The sequence below is a fragment of the uncultured Brachybacterium sp. genome (assembly GCF_947500705.1).
Taxonomy (GTDB): Bacteria; Actinomycetota; Actinomycetes; order Actinomycetales; family Dermabacteraceae; genus Brachybacterium.
The window spans coordinates 119,392-137,174 of record NZ_CANMSY010000006.1 but is presented as its reverse complement, the minus strand read 5'-3'; the positions used below and the strand labels follow the sequence as shown (position 1 = coordinate 137,174).

Annotated in this window: 15 protein-coding genes; 7 read left to right on the top strand and 8 right to left on the bottom strand. The window is 70.1% G+C overall.

The window, feature by feature from the left end:
• Positions 1 to 135 precede the first annotated feature (135 nt).
• A complete protein-coding gene (metG, locus tag Q0937_RS12140) occupies positions 136 to 1,935 on the top strand; it encodes a methionine--tRNA ligase (protein WP_299303949.1) in 1,800 nt (599 codons plus the stop codon).
• A gap of 219 nt (positions 1,936 to 2,154) precedes the next feature.
• Positions 2,155 to 3,615, top strand: coding sequence for a sugar porter family MFS transporter (locus Q0937_RS12135; RefSeq protein WP_299303947.1), 1,461 nt, complete (start codon positions 2,155 to 2,157; stop codon positions 3,613 to 3,615).
• Positions 3,616 to 3,684: 69 nt separating this feature from the next.
• Here Q0937_RS12135 and Q0937_RS12130 read toward each other — a convergent pair whose 3' ends face one another.
• From Q0937_RS12130 to Q0937_RS12105, 6 genes are all read right to left on the bottom strand, one after another.
• Positions 3,685 to 5,559, bottom strand: a complete 1,875-nt coding sequence (locus tag Q0937_RS12130) for a transketolase (RefSeq protein ID WP_299303945.1) — start codon at positions 5,557 to 5,559, stop codon at positions 3,685 to 3,687.
• Between the two features lie 75 nt (positions 5,560 to 5,634).
• Complete coding sequence (locus Q0937_RS12125) at positions 5,635 to 6,366, bottom strand: PIG-L deacetylase family protein (protein ID WP_299303943.1); 732 nt, start codon at positions 6,364 to 6,366, stop codon at positions 5,635 to 5,637.
• Positions 6,367 to 6,376: 10 nt separating this feature from the next.
• A complete protein-coding gene (locus tag Q0937_RS12120; protein ID WP_299303941.1) occupies positions 6,377 to 7,486 on the bottom strand; it encodes an FAD-dependent oxidoreductase in 1,110 nt (369 codons plus the stop codon).
• A 50-nt stretch (positions 7,487 to 7,536) separates the two neighbouring features.
• Positions 7,537 to 8,841: an O-acetylhomoserine aminocarboxypropyltransferase/cysteine synthase family protein gene (locus Q0937_RS12115; protein ID WP_299303940.1), complete on the bottom strand. Its 1,305-nt coding sequence runs from the start codon at positions 8,839 to 8,841 to the stop codon at positions 7,537 to 7,539.
• 68 nt (positions 8,842 to 8,909) lie between these two features.
• Entirely contained in the window at positions 8,910 to 9,548 is a 639-nt protein-coding gene (locus Q0937_RS12110) for a DNA-3-methyladenine glycosylase I (protein ID WP_299303938.1), read from the bottom strand.
• Positions 9,549 to 9,562: 14 nt separating this feature from the next.
• On the bottom strand, positions 9,563 to 10,399 hold the full coding sequence (locus Q0937_RS12105; RefSeq protein ID WP_299303936.1) for a siderophore-interacting protein: 837 nt from the start codon (positions 10,397 to 10,399) through the stop codon (positions 9,563 to 9,565).
• 74 nt (positions 10,400 to 10,473) lie between these two features.
• On the opposite strand from Q0937_RS12105, the gene Q0937_RS12100 reads away from it, so the two are divergent.
• Together Q0937_RS12100 and Q0937_RS12095 are read left to right on the top strand one after the other, a co-directional pair.
• Entirely contained in the window at positions 10,474 to 11,973 is a 1,500-nt protein-coding gene (locus tag Q0937_RS12100; protein WP_299303934.1) for an NAD(P)/FAD-dependent oxidoreductase, read from the top strand.
• Between the two features lie 62 nt (positions 11,974 to 12,035).
• Positions 12,036 to 13,526, top strand: a complete 1,491-nt coding sequence (locus Q0937_RS12095) for a peptide MFS transporter (RefSeq protein ID WP_299303932.1) — start codon at positions 12,036 to 12,038, stop codon at positions 13,524 to 13,526.
• Between the two features lie 6 nt (positions 13,527 to 13,532).
• Here the strand turns inward: Q0937_RS12095 and Q0937_RS12090 are convergent, their stop codons facing one another.
• Positions 13,533 to 13,745, bottom strand: a complete 213-nt coding sequence (locus Q0937_RS12090; protein ID WP_299303930.1) for a hypothetical protein — start codon at positions 13,743 to 13,745, stop codon at positions 13,533 to 13,535.
• 4 nt (positions 13,746 to 13,749) lie between these two features.
• Positions 13,750 to 15,072, bottom strand: a complete 1,323-nt coding sequence (locus Q0937_RS12085; RefSeq protein WP_299303928.1) for a hypothetical protein — start codon at positions 15,070 to 15,072, stop codon at positions 13,750 to 13,752.
• A 73-nt stretch (positions 15,073 to 15,145) separates the two neighbouring features.
• Between Q0937_RS12085 and Q0937_RS12080 the strand changes: the two genes are divergently transcribed.
• The 3 genes from Q0937_RS12080 (at position 15,146) to Q0937_RS12070 (ending at position 17,759) form a co-directional block, all read left to right on the top strand.
• Positions 15,146 to 15,706: a DUF418 domain-containing protein gene (locus Q0937_RS12080; protein ID WP_363323232.1), complete on the top strand. Its 561-nt coding sequence runs from the start codon at positions 15,146 to 15,148 to the stop codon at positions 15,704 to 15,706.
• Positions 15,610 to 16,137 (top strand): HNH endonuclease, encoded by a 528-nt coding sequence (locus Q0937_RS12075; protein ID WP_299303926.1) that lies wholly within the window; start codon positions 15,610 to 15,612, stop codon positions 16,135 to 16,137. Before Q0937_RS12080 ends, Q0937_RS12075 begins: the two co-directional genes overlap by 97 nt.
• 86 nt (positions 16,138 to 16,223) lie before the next feature.
• Positions 16,224 to 17,759, top strand: coding sequence for a UDP-N-acetylglucosamine 1-carboxyvinyltransferase (locus Q0937_RS12070; RefSeq protein WP_299303925.1), 1,536 nt, complete (start codon positions 16,224 to 16,226; stop codon positions 17,757 to 17,759).
• Positions 17,760 to 17,783: the final 24 nt, after the last annotated feature.

Sequence of the window (17,783 nt, the reverse complement as noted above, 5' to 3'; positions counted from 1 at the left end):
CTCCTCACGGCATGTCCGCGGCGCTGCCCGCTGCGGCTGGCAGGCCGTGCTCCACGTCGATGGACGCCGACCAGACCACGGCCTCCTCCGCACTCTCGTCGGAGGGACGCCCCGCCTCCCCTAGAATCGACTGCTATGAGCACAGTCCTGTCCGCGGTCGCCTGGCCGTATGCCAATGGTCCCCGCCATATCGGTCATGTCGCCGGCTTCGGCGTCCCCTCCGATGTCTTCTCCCGCTACATGCGGATGGCCGGCCACGACGTGCTCATGGTCTCGGGCACCGACGAGCACGGCACCCCGATCCTGGTCGCCGCCGACTCCGAGGGCATCAGCGCCCGCGAGCTCGCCGACCGCAACAACCGCCTGATCGTCAAGGACCTGGTGGCGCTGGGACTGTCCTACGACCTGTTCACGCGCACCACCACCCGCAACCACTACCAGGTGGTGCAGGACATGTTCGTCACGGTGCGGGACAACGGCTACATGGTCGAGCAGGTCACCTCCGGCGCGATCTCCCCCTCCACCGGCCGCACCCTGCCGGACCGCTACATCGAGGGCACCTGCCCGATCTGCGGCGCCGGCGGCGCGCGGGGCGACCAGTGCGACAGCTGCGGCAATCAGCTGGACCCCACGGATCTCATCGACCCCGTCTCGCGCATCAACGGCGAGACCCCGCAGTTCATCGAGACCTCTCACTGGTTCCTCGACCTGCCGGCCCTGGCCGGGGAGCTGGGCCGCTGGCTCGACGAGCGCGAGGCCACCGGACTCTGGCGCCCGAACGTCATCCGCTTCAGCCAGAACATCCTCGAGGACATCCGACCGCGGGCGATGACCCGCGACATCGATTGGGGCATCCCCGTGCCCGGCTGGGAGGACCAGCCGAACAAGCGCCTGTACGTCTGGTTCGACGCCGTGATCGGCTATCTCTCCGCCTCGATCGAGTGGGCGCGACGCTCGGGCGATCCCGAGGCCTGGCGGAAGTGGTGGAACGACCCCGAGACCCTCGCCTACTACTTCATGGGCAAGGACAACATCGTCTTCCATTCCCAGATCTGGCCGGCCGAGATGCTCGCCCAGAACGGGCAGGGCGACAAGGGCGGCGCGCCGGGGAAGTTCGGCGAGCTGAAGCTGCCCACCGAGGTGGTCTCCAGCGAGTTCCTCACGATGGAGGGGAAGAAGTTCTCCTCCTCCAAGGGGATCGTCATCTACGTCCGGGATGTGCTCGAGCGCTACCAGCCCGATGCCCTGCGCTACTTCATCTCCGCGGCGGGCCCGGAGCATCAGGATGCGGACTTCACGTGGGTCGATTTCGTCTCCCGCACCAACAACGAGCTGGTGGCCGGCTGGGGCAACCTGGTCAACCGCACCGCGGCGATGATCGCGAAGAACGTCGGCGAGATCCCGGCCCAGGGTGATCTCGAGGAGATCGACACGGCGCTGCTGGACCAGATCCGGGAGGGCTTCACGACCGTCGGCGGTCTCATCGAGGCACACCGTCAGCGCGCGGCGATCGCCGAGATCATGCGGCTGGTGGGCGAGGCGAATGCCTACGTCTCCCGCACCGAGCCCTTCAAGCTGAAGGCGGAGGATCAGCGCCCCCGCCTGCTCACCGTGCTGCATGTGCTCGCCCAGGCCGTCACCGACCTGAACACGATGCTGGCTCCCTTCCTGCCGCAGTCCGCCAATGCGGTCGAGAAGGCTCTCGGCGGTGCGCGGCAGATCGCACCGATGCCGCGCATCGACGAGGTCGAGGATCTCGACGGCGGGCCCGGCTACCCGATCATCACCGGCGACTACACGGACGTGCCCGCCTGGGGGCACCATCCCGTCGGCGTCGGCCAGCGGGTCGTCAAGCCCACCCCGATCTTCGTCAAGCTCGACCCGGCCACGGCCGCGGAGGAGCTCGAGCGCCTCGAGGCCGCTGCCGAGGCCTGAGCAGAGTCCCGTCCCGGAACTGCGGACTCCAGCCCGCCGGCAGGAGTGCTCCAGGAGGCGACCGGCCGCTCGCGGAATCGGGTCCGGCAGCATCCTGGGATGCTGCGGATCCTGGACTCCTGCGCCGGCGAGGTGCGCCGCGCCCGCTGACTCGCAAGGGACCGCCTCCCGAGGGGCTACTGTGGGCCACCTCATATCCTCGGAAGGGAGGCGACGCACATGTCCACGCCCGCAGCACGAGCCGGCGAACCGGCACCGTCCCAGAGCCTGAACCCCAAGGTCGTCGTGATCAGCGTGGCCGCTGCCGTCGGCGGCTTCCTGTTCGGCTTCGACACCTCGGTCATCAACGGCGCCGTCAACGCCCTGTCCGACGAGTTCTCGCTCGGTGCCGGCCTGACCGGTTTCGCCGTCTCCTCCGCCCTGCTCGGCTGCGCCGTCGGCGCCTGGTTCGCCGGCACCCTCTCGAACCGCTACGGCCGCATCCCGGTGATGGTGATCGCGGCGACCCTGTTCTTCATCTCCGCGATCGGCTCCGGGCTGGCCTTCGGCGTCTGGGACCTGATCATCTGGCGCGTGGTCGGCGGTCTCGGCGTCGGTGCCGCGAGCGTCATCGCACCGGCCTACATCGCGGAGGTCGCCCCCGCGAGGTTCCGTGGTCGGCTCGGCTCGCTGCAGCAGCTCGCGATCGTGCTCGGCATCTTCGTCGCCCTGCTGTCCAACGCCCTCATCGCGAACACCGCCGGTGGCGCGGCGGAGTCGTTCTGGTTCGGGGTCGCCGCCTGGCGGTGGATGTTCATGATCGAGGCGCTGCCGGCCGCGATCTACGGGATCATGGCGCTGTTCCTGCCGGAGTCCCCGCGCTACCTGATCGGCAAGGGCGAGCTGGACCGCGCCTCGAAGGTGCTCTACGACTTCACCGGCGAGCTCGACGTGAACCTCAAGATCGAGCAGATCCGCAAGACGCTCGAGCGGGAGAGAAAGGAGAGCCTGCGGGATCTCCTCGGCGGTCGGTTCGGGCTGAAGCCGATCGTCTGGCTGGGCATCCTGCTGTCGCTGTTCCAGCAGCTGGTGGGCATCAACGTCATCTTCTACTACTCGACCACGCTGTGGCAGTCCGTCGGCTTCGATGAGTCCCAGGCGCTGCTGACCAGCACCATCACCTCGGTGATGAACATCGTCGCGACGATCATCGCGATCCTGCTGGTGGACAGGGTGGGCAGGCGCCTGATGCTGCTGGTGGGCTCGGCCGGGATGGCCGTGTCGCTGGGACTGATGGCCCTCGCCTTCTCCTTCGGGGAGGTTGCCGCCGGCACCGAGACCATCACCCTGCCGGATCCGTGGTCCACCGTCGCCCTGATCTCCGCGAACGCCTTCGTGATGTTCTTCGGTACCACCTGGGGTCCGCTGGTGTGGGTGCTGCTGGGAGAGATCTTCCCCAACAAGATCCGTGCCTCCGCGCTCGCGGTCGCGGCGGCGGCGCAGTGGGGCGCGAACTGGGCCGTCTCGGCGTCCTTCCCGGCCCTGTCGAACATCGGACTGACCTTCGCCTACGGCATCTATGCGGCCTTCGCGCTGCTGAGCCTGGTCTTCGTGTTCCTCTGGGTGCCGGAGACGAAGGACCGCGAGCTGGAGGACATGGACACCCTGGAGCTGGGGCGTCTCCGCAAGGGCGACGGCTGAGCCGCCCGGTCGCTCACACTCCGCATTCCGGCTGATCTCCTACCGACTCGTTCCTCGTCAGTACGTCGCTCAGCCCTCCAGGGTGGCCCGCGCCGCGGCGGCGATGTGCGCGGCATCGATACCGGCCCAGTCCAGCAGCTCTGCGGGCGTGCCGGAGCCGGGCACCCCGTCGACCGCGAGGTGCTTGAGGTGCAGGTCGGTGATCGGCTCGGCGGCCAGCGCCGCGAGCACTGCGGCACCCAGACCGCCCTCGGCGTGGTGGTCCTCGGCCACGACGATGCGCCCGCCGGTCGCCGCGACGGCCTCGCGCAGGCCCTCGGCGTCGATCGGCTTGAGGGAGTAGACGTCGATCACCCGCGCCTTGATCCCCTGCTCGGCGAGGATGTCCGCGGCGGCCAGCGCCTCATGGAGCGTCACCCCGGCGCCGACCAGCGTGACGGCATCCTCCGGGGAGCTGCGCAGGGTCTTCGAACCGCCGACGGGGAAGGACTCCCCGGCGCCGTAGAGCACGGGGTACTCCCCGCGGGTGGTGCGCAGATAGCTCACTCCGGAGAGGTCCGCCATCTCGACCACCAGCGCCGCGGCGGAGGTCGCGTCGCTGGGGTAGAGCACCGTCGAGCCCTGGGTGGCGGCGATCATCGCGAGGTCCTCCAGCCCCATCTGAGAGGGCCCGTCGGCGCCGATCTCGACGCCCGCGTGGGAGCCGACCAGCCGCAGGTCGACCCGGGAGACCGGGGCCATACGGAGGAAGTCCGCGGCGCGGGTGAGGAAGGCGGCGAAGGTCGAGGCATAGGCGAGATAGCCGCGGGTCGAGAGCCCGGTGGCCGCGGCGACCATCTGCTGCTCGGCGATGAACATCTCGAAGAAGCGCTCTGGGTGGGCCTCGACGAAGTCGGCGACCCCGGTGGAGTTCGAGACCTCGCCGTCCAGCGCGACCACCCGCGGATCGACCTGAGCGAGGGCCACCAGCGCCGGGCCGTAGGCCTTCCGGGTCGCAACCTCCTCCCCCTTCTCGAAGACGGGCAGCTCGACCGGGCCGCGCGCGGCCCTCTCGGCGCGCTCGACCACGGGCGGCATCGGTCCCCGCACCTGCAGGGACCGCTCGCCGCCGAGCGCGGCGATCGCCTCCACGGACTTCTCCTCGGGCATCGGCTTGCCGTGCCAGCCGCTCTCGTCCTCGACGCCGGGGATTCCCTTGCCCTTGATCGTGCGGGCGAGGATCACCAGGGGGCGGTCCAGCTCGCCGTCGGCCTGCGCGAGCGCGCCCTCGATCTGGTCGATGTCGTGCCCGTCGATGATCACGGCGCGGGCACCGAAGGCCTCGACCCGGGCGGCGTAGGTGTCCAGGTCCCAGCCCAGCGCCGTCTCCCCGCGCTGGCCGAGCCGGTTCACGTCCACGATCGTGACCAGGTTGGTCAGCTGATAGTGCGAGGCGGTGGCGAGGGCCTCCCACATGGATCCCTCGGCGAGCTCGCTGTCCCCGGTGAGGACCCAGACGCGATACGGGGCCTGCTCGAGATGCTTGCCGGCGAGTGCGATGCCGACCCCGTCGGGCAGCCCCTGCCCCAGCGAGCCGGTGGCCACATCGACCCAGGGCAGCACCGGGGTGGGGTGGCCCTCGAGCCGCTGGCCGAAGCGGCGATAGCCCTCCATCAGCTCCTGGTCGCTGACGACCCCGGCGGCTCGGTAGACCGAGTACAGGAGCGGGGACGCGTGGCCCTTGGAGAAGATCAGGTGGTCGTTGCCGGGGTTCTCGGGTGCATCCCAGTCGTAGCGCAGGTGGCGCGACATCAGAGTGGCCAGCAGGTCTGCGGCGGAGAGGCTGGAGGTGGGGTGGCCGGACCCGGCGCTGGTCGAGGCGCGGATCGAGTCGACGCGCAGCTGGGCGGCGAGCTCCGGGACCTGGTCGAGAGCGAATCCTTCGTGCTGAGACGTAGTCATCATGGTTCCACCGTAGGAGCCCGCCGCCGTACCCGGCAATCAGGGGCGACCGAGCGGTCGAGGATCAGCGGTCGACGATCAGAGATCGAAGACCCGAAGCACCACCGCATGTGCGCTCCCGGAGGCCGCTCCCCCCTCGGCGAGGATCGCGGGGATGAACTCCTCGGGCCGCGGATGGTCCTCGACGTGTGCGAGATACGCCTCATGGGCGCGCAGTGAGTCCACCGCCGCCTGCACCTGCGCGGCGTCGACGGCCTTGGCATGGGTCGGTGCGGGATGCCCAGCCACCAGCAGCGCGCGGGCGCTCCACGGCGCGAGCCCCTCGACCTCACCCAGCTCCCGGAACACCCAGGGGTTCGCGGCATCGCGGGTGCCGTCGGCCGCGGCCAGCCCGGCGACCCGATGGTCGACCTGATTGAGGCCTCCGTAGGCCTCCACCTCGAAGTTCGCGGTGAGCACCAGGTCAGGCCGCACCTGCCGCACCACGCGGGCGATGTCTCGGCGGAACCCGAGGGAGCCCTCGAGCATGCCGTCCGGGTGGTCCAGATAGCGCAGGTCGGAGACACCGACGATCTCGCAGGCCCGGCGCTGCTCCCGCTCGCGCAGCGGGCCGACGACCGCCGGATCCTGCGCCATCCCGGCCTCGCCGCGGGTGAGCAGGAGATAGCTGACCTCGATCCCTGCAGCGGTCCACGCGGCGACGGCGGCGGACGCACCGTACTCCATGTCGTCGGGGTGGGCGACGATGCACAGCACGCGCCGCACCCCGTCCTCGGACAGTGGGGGCAGGGCAGCATCGGTAGAGGTCATACCACCCACCCTAGGCGGGCTGGCGCATGGTGGCGAGATCCTTGACCAGGCGCGACACGGCGGCACGGCCCGCGCGGTTGGCCCCGATGGTCGACGCGCCGGGGCCGTAGCCGATCAGGTGGATCCGGGGATCGTCCGCCACGGCGGTGCCGTCCATGGTGATGCCGCCGCGAGGGTTGTGCAGCGACAGCGGCCGCAGATGACGCAGCTCGTGCCGGAATCCGGTGGCCCACAGCAGCACATCCAGCGGAGTGCGGGTGCCGTCGCTCTCCTGCACCCCTTCCGGGGTGAGGGCGGTGAACATCGGCCGACGCGCAAGGATCCCGCGCCGCTGCGCGTCCCGCAGCTCCGGGGTCCAGGCCAGTCCCGTCGCGGAGACGACGCTGCGCACGGGCAGCCCCTGCCGCACCCGCTCGGTCACCCCGGCGATGACCTCGCGTCCCACCTCCTCGGTGAAGGGGCGGTCTGCGAGGACGGGCTCCCGGCGCGTGTACCAGAAGGTCTCCGCCACCTCGGGGATCTCGAGCAGATGGCCCAGCGCGCTGATGCCGCCGCCGATGATCCCGACCCGCTGCCCGGCGAAGTCCTCGGCGCTGCGGTAGTCGGCGGTGTGCAGCTGGCGGCCGCGGAAGCTCGCCGCCCCGGGATAGGCGGGCCGGAACGGCCGGGTCCAGGTGCCGGTCGCGTTGAACACGGCGCGCGTCCGCACCGGGGCCCGCCGCATGCCATCAGCTCCGACGGAGTGCACCAGCAGCGGGAGCTGCCCGCCGGCATCAGGAGCCGCCGACTGATCATCCTCCACCAGCGTCACCCGCACCGGACGCTGGATCGGCACGTCGAAGCGCCGCTCGAAGTCCTCGAAATAGGCCGGCACGGCCAGGTTCGAGGGCAGGTGCCCGGCCGCCTCGACGACGGGCATGCCCGGCAGCTCACGGATCCCGTTCACCGTCGCCATCGTGAGGCTGTCCCAGCGGTGGCGCCAGGCCCCGCCGGCGCCCTCCTCCGCATCGAGGATCACGACCTCCAGCCCGCCTCGGCGCAGCAGGTGATAGGCGGCGGACAGCCCCGCTTGTCCGGCACCGATCACCACCACATCCACGGTGCGCGCTGAGCTCTCCATACCGGGCACAACCGCACCCGCTCACGGGTTCTTCCCCGAGGCGACGGGAGTCACGCCGTCGCCGGCACCGCTGTGCTCACCTCACGGGCAGCCTCGAGCCCCCGCACGAGATCCGCCCACAGATCCTCGAGGTCCTCGAGCCCGACGCTGAGCCGCACGGTCCCCGGCCTGACGCCGCACGCCGAGCGCTGACCCTCGCTCAGATGCGAATGGGTGGTGGTCCCGGGGTGACAGACCAGCGAGCGCGCATCGCCGATGTTGACCGCGATCGTCCACAGCGAGAGCGCATCGCAGAAGGCCGCGGCCGCCGCCTCTCCCCCGGCGAGCTCGAGAGAGAACACCCCGGAGGTGCCCCGCGGGAAGTCCCGCTGCGCGAGGTGCGCATCCGGGCGGCCCGGGATGCTGGAGTGCTCGACCGTGCTCACACCCGGCAGCCCGTGCAACCGGCCCGCCAGGGCTGCGGCATCCGTGCTGACCTTCCGCATCCGCAGGTCGAGGGTCTCCATGCCGACCAGGATCTGCTGGGCGCTCGCAGCGGGCAGGGTGGTGCCGAAGTCGGTGACGTACTTGGCCCGTGCATAGGCCAGCAGCCCGGAACCCCCGCGCCGGTACTCGTCGGCGAAGGTCACGCCGAAGCGCCGGTTCGGGGCGGTGAGCCGCTGCCAGCGCTCGGGTCGTCGGCGTGGATCGAAGCGGCCGGTGTCCACGATCAGCCCGGCGATGGTGGTCCCGTGCCCGCACAGGTACTTGGTGGCGGAATGGACCACCAGATCAGCACCGTGCTCCCGGGGCCGATAGAGAGCAGGGCTCGCGAGCGTCGAGTCGACGACCACGGGGACATCATGCGCGTGGGCGATGTCGGTGAGCGCCGAGAGGTCCACGAGCTGGGCACCGGGGTTCGCGATGGATTCCACGATCGCCGCCCGGGTGCGATCCGTGAAGGCGGCCTCCCACGCCTCGAGGTCCCACGGATCCGCCACCGTGCAGGTGACGCCGAAGTCGGCGAGGGTGTCATCGAGGAGCTCGGTGGTCCCTCCGTAGAGCAGCGAGGAGGCGACCACGTGCCCGCCGGGGGCGGCCAGCGCACACAGCGCGATCGTGGTCGCGGATTGGCCCGAGGCGACGGCGATCGCGCCGATCCCCTGCTCCAGAGCACTGATCCGCTGCTCGAGCACCGCGGTGGTGGGGTTCCCGGAGCGGGAGTAGGCGAAGCCTTCGGTGCGTCGCTCGAACAGCGCCTTGAGCGAGGAGTGGGAGGTCTGGGCGTAGGCGCTCGAGGTGTAGACGGGCGGAGTCAGCGCGCGGTGGCCGTCGGCGGCGGGGCCCCATCCCGCGTGGATCGCTGCCGTGCTCATGACGCCTCCTCGAGGTCTCCGGTGTTCACCGGATCATCGTCGGACGGCGCGGGGACGGCGCGCGAGCTCTATGACGGAATGTGGCCCCCGTCGAGCGCTGTGCCATCCACTGCCCAGACCCCTGAGCTGCCCCGACGATGGGAGCCCAACAGGTGCGTGTCGACCACACCCAGCGCCTCCATCAGCGCAAACATGGTGGTGGGGCCGACGAATCGGAACCCGCGGCGTTTGAGCTCCTTCGCGAGCGCCACCGATTCATCGCTCGTGGTGGGGACCTCCGCCTTGGTGCGGGGACGCGGAGTGCGGGCGGGCCGGTAGGACCACACCAGATCCGCGAGCGTGGTCCCCGGTCCCCGCTCGTCCCGCAGCGCGATCGTCGCGCGGGCATTGGAGAGGGTCGCCTCGATCTTCCCGCGGTGCCGGATGATTCCCGCATCCTCCAGCAGTCGCTCGACATCCTCGGGCCCGAAGCTCGCGACGGCGTCGACGTCGAAGCCTGCGAAGGCCCGCCGGAACCCCTCCCGACGGCGCAGGATCGTGGCCCAGCTCAACCCGGACTGGAAGCTTTCGAGCGCGAGCCGTTCGAAGACGCCGCGCTCGTCGCGCACCGGCATGCCCCACTCGGTGTCGTAGTAGAGGCGCAGGTCGTCGTGCGTGGACGCCCAGGCAGGGCGGGCCAGTTCGTCCGCGCCGATGATGAGGTCCATGGGGGCACCCGGCCTCAGTCGTCGATCCTGCCGACCGGCTCGCGCTTCTCGGCCTGGAACTGGTCCTCGATCCGCCCCAGGGCCCAGTAGGCGGAGATCGAGATCTGCTCGCGCGGGATGCCGTACTCCTTCACCAGCACCCTGCGGAGCCGCTTGGTGATGCCTCGCTCGACGTGGCAGAACACCTGCAGGCCCTCGTGGTCGCTGAGCTCGAGCGCGGCGACCGCATCGACCAGCAGCTCACGCTCTCCGATCAGCCAGCTCAGCTCCACCCCGGCGGGGTGCTCGAGCGTGAGGCGGTCCTCCTCGCTGTCCAGCTGGATCAGCACCGTGCCGACCGCGCCGGGATCCATCACCTCGAGGGCGGCGGCGATCGCGGGCACGGCGGCGTGGTCCCCGATGATCAGGTGGCGACGGGTCTCGGGCAGCGGGGTGTAGCCGCCGCCGGCGCCGGACATGGCGATGAGCTCCCCCGGCTGCGCCTCATCGGCCCAGCGGGCGGCGACGCCGCTGTCCTCCCCGTCGCCGTGGAGGACCACGTCGAGCTCGAGGCGCTGGTTCTCGTCATCCCAGCGACGCACGGTGTAGGTGCGCCGCGCCGGCATCAGCTCAGGGCTCTGCTCCCGCAGCGCGTCCATGTCATAGGGGGGCTGCAGGCCGGAGGCGGGATCCGCGATGAGCAGCTTGACGTAGGCATCGGCGTGCTCGTTGCGGTTCAGCGCGGCATAGCCCTCACCGCCGAGGGTGAGACGCAGCAGGCGCGGCGAGATGCGGGTTTTGCTCAGCACCTCCAGCACGGCCTGGGTCTTCTGGCGGCGCGCGGGGGCCGGCGATTCGGTAGTGGTCAGCATCTGGCCGAGTTTACGCTACGCAACGCTTACGTAAATAAACGGGTGGGAGCACGCCCCTCCTCTAGGCTGGGCAGATGAGCACACAGCCCCTGCCCGAGGTCGACGCGGTCGTGGTGGGTTCAGGGCCCAACGGCCTCGCCGCCGCCGTCACCCTCGCCCGAGCCGGGCTCTCGGTGCAGGTGCTCGAGTCCCAGCCGACGATCGGTGGCGGCGCCCGCACCCTCGATCTGGGCCTGGCGACCGGGATCGTGCACGACATCTGCTCCGCCGCGCATCCCCTCGCCCTGGCGAGCCCCTTCTTCGAGGCCTTCGACGTCCGCGCCCGCGGGGTCCGGGCGGTCGCACCGACCGCCTCCTATGCCCAGCCGCTGGACGATCAGCCTGCGGCGATCGCCTGGCACGACCTCGAGCGGACCGCGGACGGCCTCGGCGTCGACGGCCCCGCCTGGCGGGCCACCGTCGGCACCCTCGCCCGCCATCAGGACCTGGTGGTCGAACTCTCCCTCGGGGACAAGCGCTCGATCCCCCCGGCGCTGCTGACCCCCCGAACCCTTCTGGCAGCGCCCGTCTTCGGCGCCCTGATGGGACTCCAGGGCACCGCGGCGTGGGATCTCCCCTTCCGCACCGAACGGGCCCGCGCCCTGCTGGGCGGCGTGTCCGCGCATGCCATGGGCACGATGCCCTCGCTCGCGCTGTCGGCGACCGCGGGGCTGCTCAGCGCGATCGGCCATGGGGTCGGCTGGCCGATCCCCGTCGGCGGCTCGCAGTCGATCATCGATGTCCTGGTGGAGGACCTGCGTGCCCACGGCGGGCAGATCCTCACCGGGCATCATGTGCGCAGCTGGCGCGATGTGCCGCCCGCTCGCGCGGTGCTGCTGGACACCCCGGCGGGCGCCGCAGCGGACATCCTCGCCAACCGGCTGCCGGCCTCGCTCGAACGGGCGCTGCGCCGCTTCCCCCACGGCGATGCCGCGGCGAAGGTGGACTTCGTGCTCTCCGGCCCGGTGCCCTGGCGGGATCCGGAGGTGGGCGAGGCGGGGACCCAGCACCTCGGCGGCACCCGCGCACAGATGGCGCACGCCGAGGCCCAGGTCGCCGCCGGGCGCGTGCCCGAGCATCCGGTGACGCTGGTCAGCGATCCGTCCGTCGCAGACCCCTCCAGGAGCCACGACGGTCTGCGACCGCTCTGGGCCTATGCCCACATGCCTGCCGGGGACACCACCGACCCCACGGAGCTGGTGACTCGTCAGATCGAGCGCTTCGCACCCGGTTTCCGTGACCTGATCGTCGCCTCCCAGGGGATCCCGGCCTCGCAGATGGTCCTCCACAACCCCGCGCTCGTCGGCGGCGACATCTCCATGGGTCGGGTCACCATGGCCAGGATGATCGCCCGCCCCACCGCGCGCCCGGATCCCTACCGCCTGGCGGAGACCGGCTGGTACCTGTGCTCCCAGGCGACGCCTCCGGGACCGGGGGTGCACGGCATGTCCGGCTGGCACGCCGCACGCCGGGTCCTCGCCCGCGAGTTCGGCATCCGGGAGCTGCCGGATCTCTCCCCGTCACCGGGCGACTGACGTATCACACCGCTCGCCGTCCGTGTTGATTTGCGTCACCGCATGTCACAGGATGGCTCACCGTGAATTCTTCAGACGGTCCAGCACTCGCTCCCACCCCTGCGCGGGCGGATCCGCACAACCCCACCGGCCGCAGCTTCCTGGGCCAGCCTGGGCCGCTGGCGAACCTGTTCAGCGTCGAGCTGTGGGAGCGCTTCAGCTTCTACGGGATGCAGGGCATCCTCGCGATCTACATGTACTTCTCCGCCACGCAGGGCGGGCTGGGGATCGACGAGACCGTCGCACTCGGCATCGTGGGCGCCTATGGCGGCTCGGTGTACCTCTTCTCGATCCTCGGCGCACTGGTCTCCGACCGGCTGCTGGGCCCGGAGAAGACCCTCTTCGGCAGCGCCGTGATGATCATGCTGGGGCACATCGCCCTGGCGGTGCTGCCCGGGGTCCCCGGCCTGATCACGGGCCTGCTGCTGGTGGGCGTCGGCTCGGGCGGGCTGAAGTCCACCGCCGCGACCCTCGTCGGCTCGCTCTACTCCCGTGATGATCCGCGCCGCGACGCAGGCTTCTCGATCTACTACATGGGCATCAACATCGGCGGTCTGCTGGGCCCGCTGATCACCGGCTTCGCCCAGCAGCTGTGGGGCTTCCACCTGGGCTTCGCCCTCGCAGCCGTGGGCATGGCCGTGGGCCTGATCCAATACGCGCTGACCCGCAAGGGGCTGCCGGAGAGCGTCCACACCGTCCCCGATCCGCTGCCGCGCTCGCAGTACCCGCTGTGGGCCGGGATCGCCGTCGCCACCGTGGCGCTCGTGCTGGTGCTGGTCCTCACGGGGGCGCTGAACGCCGGGAACCTCGCCACGGTCGTCGCGGGCCTCGCCGTGGTCGGCGCACTCGTCATCTTCGCCCTGCTGCTCACCTCGAAGAAGCTCGACGCCGACGAGCACTCCCGGGTGCTCGCCTTCATCCCCCTGTTCATCGGCACCGCCGCATTCTTCGCACTGTTCCAGCAGCAGTTCACCGTGATCACCCTGTACTCGGACACCCGCCTGGATCGCGAGATCTTCGGCTGGGAGATGCCGATCTCGTGGGTGCAGTCCTTCAACCCGTTCTTCATCATCGCGCTGGCCCCGGTGCTGGCGGCCCTCTGGACGAAGCTCGGCCCGCGCCAGCCCTCCACCCCGCGGAAGTTCGGCGTGGGCATCATCCTGATGGGCACCGCCTTCCTGCTGTTCCTGCCGATGGCCTCGGTCGTGAAGGTGCCGGTGATGTGGATCGCGATGATCATGCTGGTCGCCACCGTCGGCGAGCTGTGGCTCTCCCCGGTCGGCCTCTCGCTCGCCACCAAGCTCGCGCCGCGCGCCTACCCGGTGATGATGATGGCCCTGTACAACCTCTCGGTCGCGCTGGGCACCTCGCTCTCCGGGTCGCTCGCGACCTTCTACTCGGCCGAGAACGAGGTCGCGTACTTCGGTGCGCTGGGTGCGGTCACGATCGGGATCGGCCTGATCATGCTGCTGATCGCCAAGCCCGTGGGCACCGCGATGCGCGGCGTGCGCTGAGCTCCGCTAGACCCCGACCACGGGCAGCAGGACGCCGATCTCATCACAGACGATGCCCAGAGCCCCCGCTGCCCTCAGCAGCAGCCGGGCGCTGGGATCGTTCCAGCCCTTGAGCAGACCGAGGGCCAGGAAGAGGACGAAGCAGAGCACCGCGAGCGCGCCGACGCTGTTCAGCATCGCTCCCGCCTCTCCGCTGATCGCGAGCGAGAGTTCGACCAAGGAGCTACTTGTCGTCGCGCAGCAGTGCCACCGCCGCCACGAGCAGCGCCTCCGAGCCCGTGAACAGGTCCTGCTCCTGGTCGAGCGCACCGAGCGCCGCCAGCGCCTCGAGGTCATGCCTCACCCGGAACCATCGTGCGATCTCCTCGTGATCCTCGCGCATCGCCGGGTCCGCGCTGCGGAGGTCCTTCATCCGCAGCCCGCCCTCGCGGCAGGCGACCATCAGTGCGGCCAGCGTGTCCGGCATCCCGCGGAAGCCGCCGTCCTCGACATCGCGGGCATCCCTCCCCAGCAGCAGCGCGGTGAGCACCGCGTGGCCGAACTCGACGAACCCCGTCGGATCCTCCGGTGCGGTGACGAAGGGGACCGGCCCGCGCTCGCGGTGCACCCGGCCGCCACTGGCCTCGAGCCAGCCGCCATCACGCAGGGTGACCCAGGGGCCGACGATCTGAGGGTGGTCCCACATGCTGCGGACGCTGCGAACGCTGTGCGCGAACTCGGACCGCGCCAGCAGCGTCGCGGTGTCCACCCGTCCGAGTGCACCGGTGGCGGTGAGCGGCCGCCCCGGGCCGATGAACTCCAGCAGGGCGACGGCGCAGCGCACGAAGCTGTTGGCCGCATAGACCTCGGCATCCTGCTCGAGCTCGAGGGACATCAGCGCCTCGCGAGAGGCGGACGGCTCGGGCAGGAACCACGGAGAGCCGGGCTCCGTCGTCGGCTCCTCCGACTGCTCGTCCTCCACGGCTCTCAGCGCGGCGAGGCGGTCGTAGGGCCGTGCCGGAGCATCGAGCCGACCGGTCTCGCTCAGAGCGACGCGCTCCTCGTCGGCCAGCGAGTTGTACCAGTGCATATAGGCCGCGAGCTCCTGCTCGTCCTCGAGATCGATGCCGAGGTTCATCCCATAGCCGAGGATGTTGGTGGAGAAGGAGCGGCGGGTGGGGTCATCAGCGGCCTCGAGAGCCGCGAACTCGAGCTCGGTGAGCACCGCGGGCATCGCCCCGACGTTCGACGAATCGATGTGCCAGCGCCCCGTCTCCCGCAGATAGGTGAAGAACCTCTTGAGCGTGGGCACCATGTCCATCACCTGCTCCCGCGGCTGGATCACGGTGCGGGGGACCACCTCGGTGAGCAGCGCGGCGACGAGCTCCTCGGTCCAGTACCCGGGATCGGAGCTGTCCATCTGATCCGCCTTGAGCCGCAGCAGGGTCTCGAGCGTGCGGACCTCGTCGATGGCCGGAGCATCGTCGTCAGCGGTGATCCGCCAGGTCCCGTACTCCGACAGCACCAGCTCCCGCTCGCGCTGCTGTGCCTGCTGCTCGTCCGTCATCCCTCCAGCATGACGCCCCGAGCGTCCGCGTGCCAGCAGGTTCTCGGGGAGCGGAGGAGCGCCATCGACCGGCATCGCCGCCGGGGTCGGCTATGCGGCCCTGTTCGGACTGCTGGGCCGCCGTTCGCTCAGCGGCTATCTGGCGCAGTCGGTGGTGTTCGGCTCGCTGCCGGCTGCGTGGGGCCTCGGGCTCGGGGCACATCTGTCCAGCTGGTCCATCATGGTGATCGCCGTCGCGACCTGGCTGGTGACTCTCGCAGGCGCTGTGGTGCTCGAGCGTCACGGAATGCGCGGCCCGGCCGAGGTGCTGCTGCGACGCCTGAGCTATCGCCGTCGTCGACCTGCCGACACAGGGGCTCCGCGCACCGGGAGTTCCTCCACTGTGCAGGCCCCGGTCACCTCGGCGGCACATGGGAGCGGAAGAATTTCCTGGAAACCGGATGCTGAGGCGGCGATACTGCAGATGCTCGGCCCACGAGCTCCTCCCGCGCGTCCGGGCCGCAGCACCCTGCGGCGCCCGACGGAAGGAGGTGTGCGATGCCCCAGGTCAAGGTCTACAACCTCGGCTACGACCCCGAGACCGGGATCGGCGAGCTGCTGCACACCACGAGCGTGCGCCACTGCTTCGGGATGATCCGGCGTGAGGTCGCGAACCCGGTCGAGCTCGCGATCGTCCAGGACAGGATCATTCCCACCGCCCTCGAACTGACCCGCGAGCTGAGCGGGGCCTGGGTCGAGGGCGCCGGGCAGCGCTCGATCGGCTTCTCCTACCGGGCGGTCCATGAGCGAGATCGCTGGACCTGCGCATACTGCAGTCGGCGCGTGTCCAAGACCCCGTCCTGCGAAGGCCTGCTGGCCACGGTCGACCACATCCTCCCGGTCTCCCGCGGAGGCCCGTCGTCCTGGACCAATCTGGTCTGTGCCTGTAAGGAGTGCAACAACCGCAAAGCGGACCGCACCCCGATCGAAGCCGGTATGCCGCTGCTCGTGCGCGCCTATGACCCGGCTCTCGCCCAGAGGCTGCTCGGGGGTGTGCGCCGGTTCCCCCTGCTGCTCAGCAGGTGACCATCACCAGGCGTGATGCGACAACGTGAGCATCGCCGCACTCGCTCTCAACAGCAGATATCTCATCTGTGAGTTACGGTCGCTGGATGACTGAGAATGAGGACTACCTGGCACGGATCGGCACCCTGATCCGTGACGCCCGTCAGCACTCCGGCCTCACCCAGGCCCAGCTCGCCGCCGAGCTCGGCACGAGCCAGAGCGCCGTGAACCGCATCGAGAAGGGCCAGCAGAACCTCACGCTGGAGACCATCTCGAAGATCGGTTCGGCGCTCGACTCGGAACTCGTCGGCCTCGGCACCTCCGGGGCCAGCCACCTGCGCGTGCAGGGCGAGACCACCCTCTCCGGTGCGATCGACGTGAAGTCGTCGAAGAACGCGGGCGTGGCACTGCTGTGCGCGTCACTGCTGAACACGGGGACCACGGTGCTGCGCAAGGTCGCGCGCATCGAGGAGGTCAACCGGTTGCTCGAGGTGCTCACCTCGATCGGCGTGAAGGCCACCTGGCTCAACACGGACAACGACCTCGAGCTGCGCGTCCCAGCGACTCTGGACCTCTCCTCGATCGATGCCGACGCCGCCCGCCGCACCCGCTCGATCATCATGTTCCTGGGCCCGCTGCTGCATCGCGCCGGGAAGTTCCAGCTCCCCTACGCCGGAGGCTGCGATCTGGGCACGCGCACGGTCGAGCCGCATATGACGGCGCTGCGTCACTTCGGCCTCGAGGTGGTGGCCACCGATCATCACTACCAGGCGAGCACCGCCACCGGCACCGGTCCCCGTCGGCCGATCGTGCTCACCGAGCGCGGCGACACCGTCACCGAGAACGCACTCCTGGCCGCGGCGCTGTACGACGGCGAGACCGTCATCCGCAATGCGAGCCCGAACTACATGGTCCAGGACCTCTGCTTCTTCCTCGAGAAGCTCGGCGTCACGATCGAGGGCATCGGCACCACCACTCTGCGCGTGCAGGGGAAGTCCGCGATTTCGACCGACGTGGACTACGCGCCGAGCGAGGACCCGATCGAGGCGATGAGCCTCATCTCCGCGGCGATCGTCACGCGATCCAGCATCACGGTGCGCCGGGTCCCGATCGAGTTCATGGAGATCGAGCTCGCGCTGCTCGAGGAGATGGGCCTGCAGTACGACCGCTCCGACGAGTACCTGGCGGAGAACGGCAAGACCCGTCTGGTGGACATCACCACTCATCCTTCGGATCTGAAGGCGCCGATCGACAAGATCCATCCCATGCCCTTCCCCGGTCTGAACATCGACAACCTCCCGTTCTTCGCGGTGATCGCCGCGACGGCCGAGGGCCAGACCCTGCTTCACGACTGGGTGTACGAGAACCGCGCCATCTACCTCACCGAGCTCACCAAGCTCGGCGCGAACGTGAAGCTGATGGATCCACACCGCGTGCTCATCGAGGGCCCGACTCGTTGGAGCGGTGCGGAGCTGGTGTGCCCGCCCGCGCTGCGCCCGGCCGTGGTGATCCTGCTGGCGATGCTCGCCGCGAAGGGCACCTCGGTGCTCCGGAACGTCTACGTCATCAACCGAGGCTACGAGGATCTCGCGGCGCGGCTGAACAGGCTGGGTGCACGGATCGAGACCTTCCGGGACATCTGAGCACGGTGCGGCCACCACCCCCGG

Coding starts and splice junctions, on each gene's coding strand:
- metG (WP_299303949.1), top strand. CDS start 136: ATGAGCACAGTCCTGTCCGCGGTCGCCTGGCCGTATGCCAATGGTCCC.
- Q0937_RS12130 (WP_299303945.1), bottom strand. CDS start 5,559: ATGATGACTACGTCTCAGCACGAAGGATTCGCTCTCGACCAGGTCCCG.
- Q0937_RS12115 (WP_299303940.1), bottom strand. CDS start 8,841: ATGAGCACGGCAGCGATCCACGCGGGATGGGGCCCCGCCGCCGACGGC.
- Q0937_RS12135 (WP_299303947.1), top strand. CDS start 2,155: ATGTCCACGCCCGCAGCACGAGCCGGCGAACCGGCACCGTCCCAGAGC.
- Q0937_RS12070 (WP_299303925.1), top strand. CDS start 16,224: ATGACTGAGAATGAGGACTACCTGGCACGGATCGGCACCCTGATCCGT.
- Q0937_RS12100 (WP_299303934.1), top strand. CDS start 10,474: ATGAGCACACAGCCCCTGCCCGAGGTCGACGCGGTCGTGGTGGGTTCA.
- Q0937_RS12120 (WP_299303941.1), bottom strand. CDS start 7,486: ATGGAGAGCTCAGCGCGCACCGTGGATGTGGTGGTGATCGGTGCCGGA.
- Q0937_RS12105 (WP_299303936.1), bottom strand. CDS start 10,399: ATGCTGACCACTACCGAATCGCCGGCCCCCGCGCGCCGCCAGAAGACC.
- Q0937_RS12085 (WP_299303928.1), bottom strand. CDS start 15,072: ATGACGGACGAGCAGCAGGCACAGCAGCGCGAGCGGGAGCTGGTGCTG.
- Q0937_RS12110 (WP_299303938.1), bottom strand. CDS start 9,548: ATGGACCTCATCATCGGCGCGGACGAACTGGCCCGCCCTGCCTGGGCG.
- Q0937_RS12075 (WP_299303926.1), top strand. CDS start 15,610: ATGCCCCAGGTCAAGGTCTACAACCTCGGCTACGACCCCGAGACCGGG.
- Q0937_RS12125 (WP_299303943.1), bottom strand. CDS start 6,366: ATGACCTCTACCGATGCTGCCCTGCCCCCACTGTCCGAGGACGGGGTG.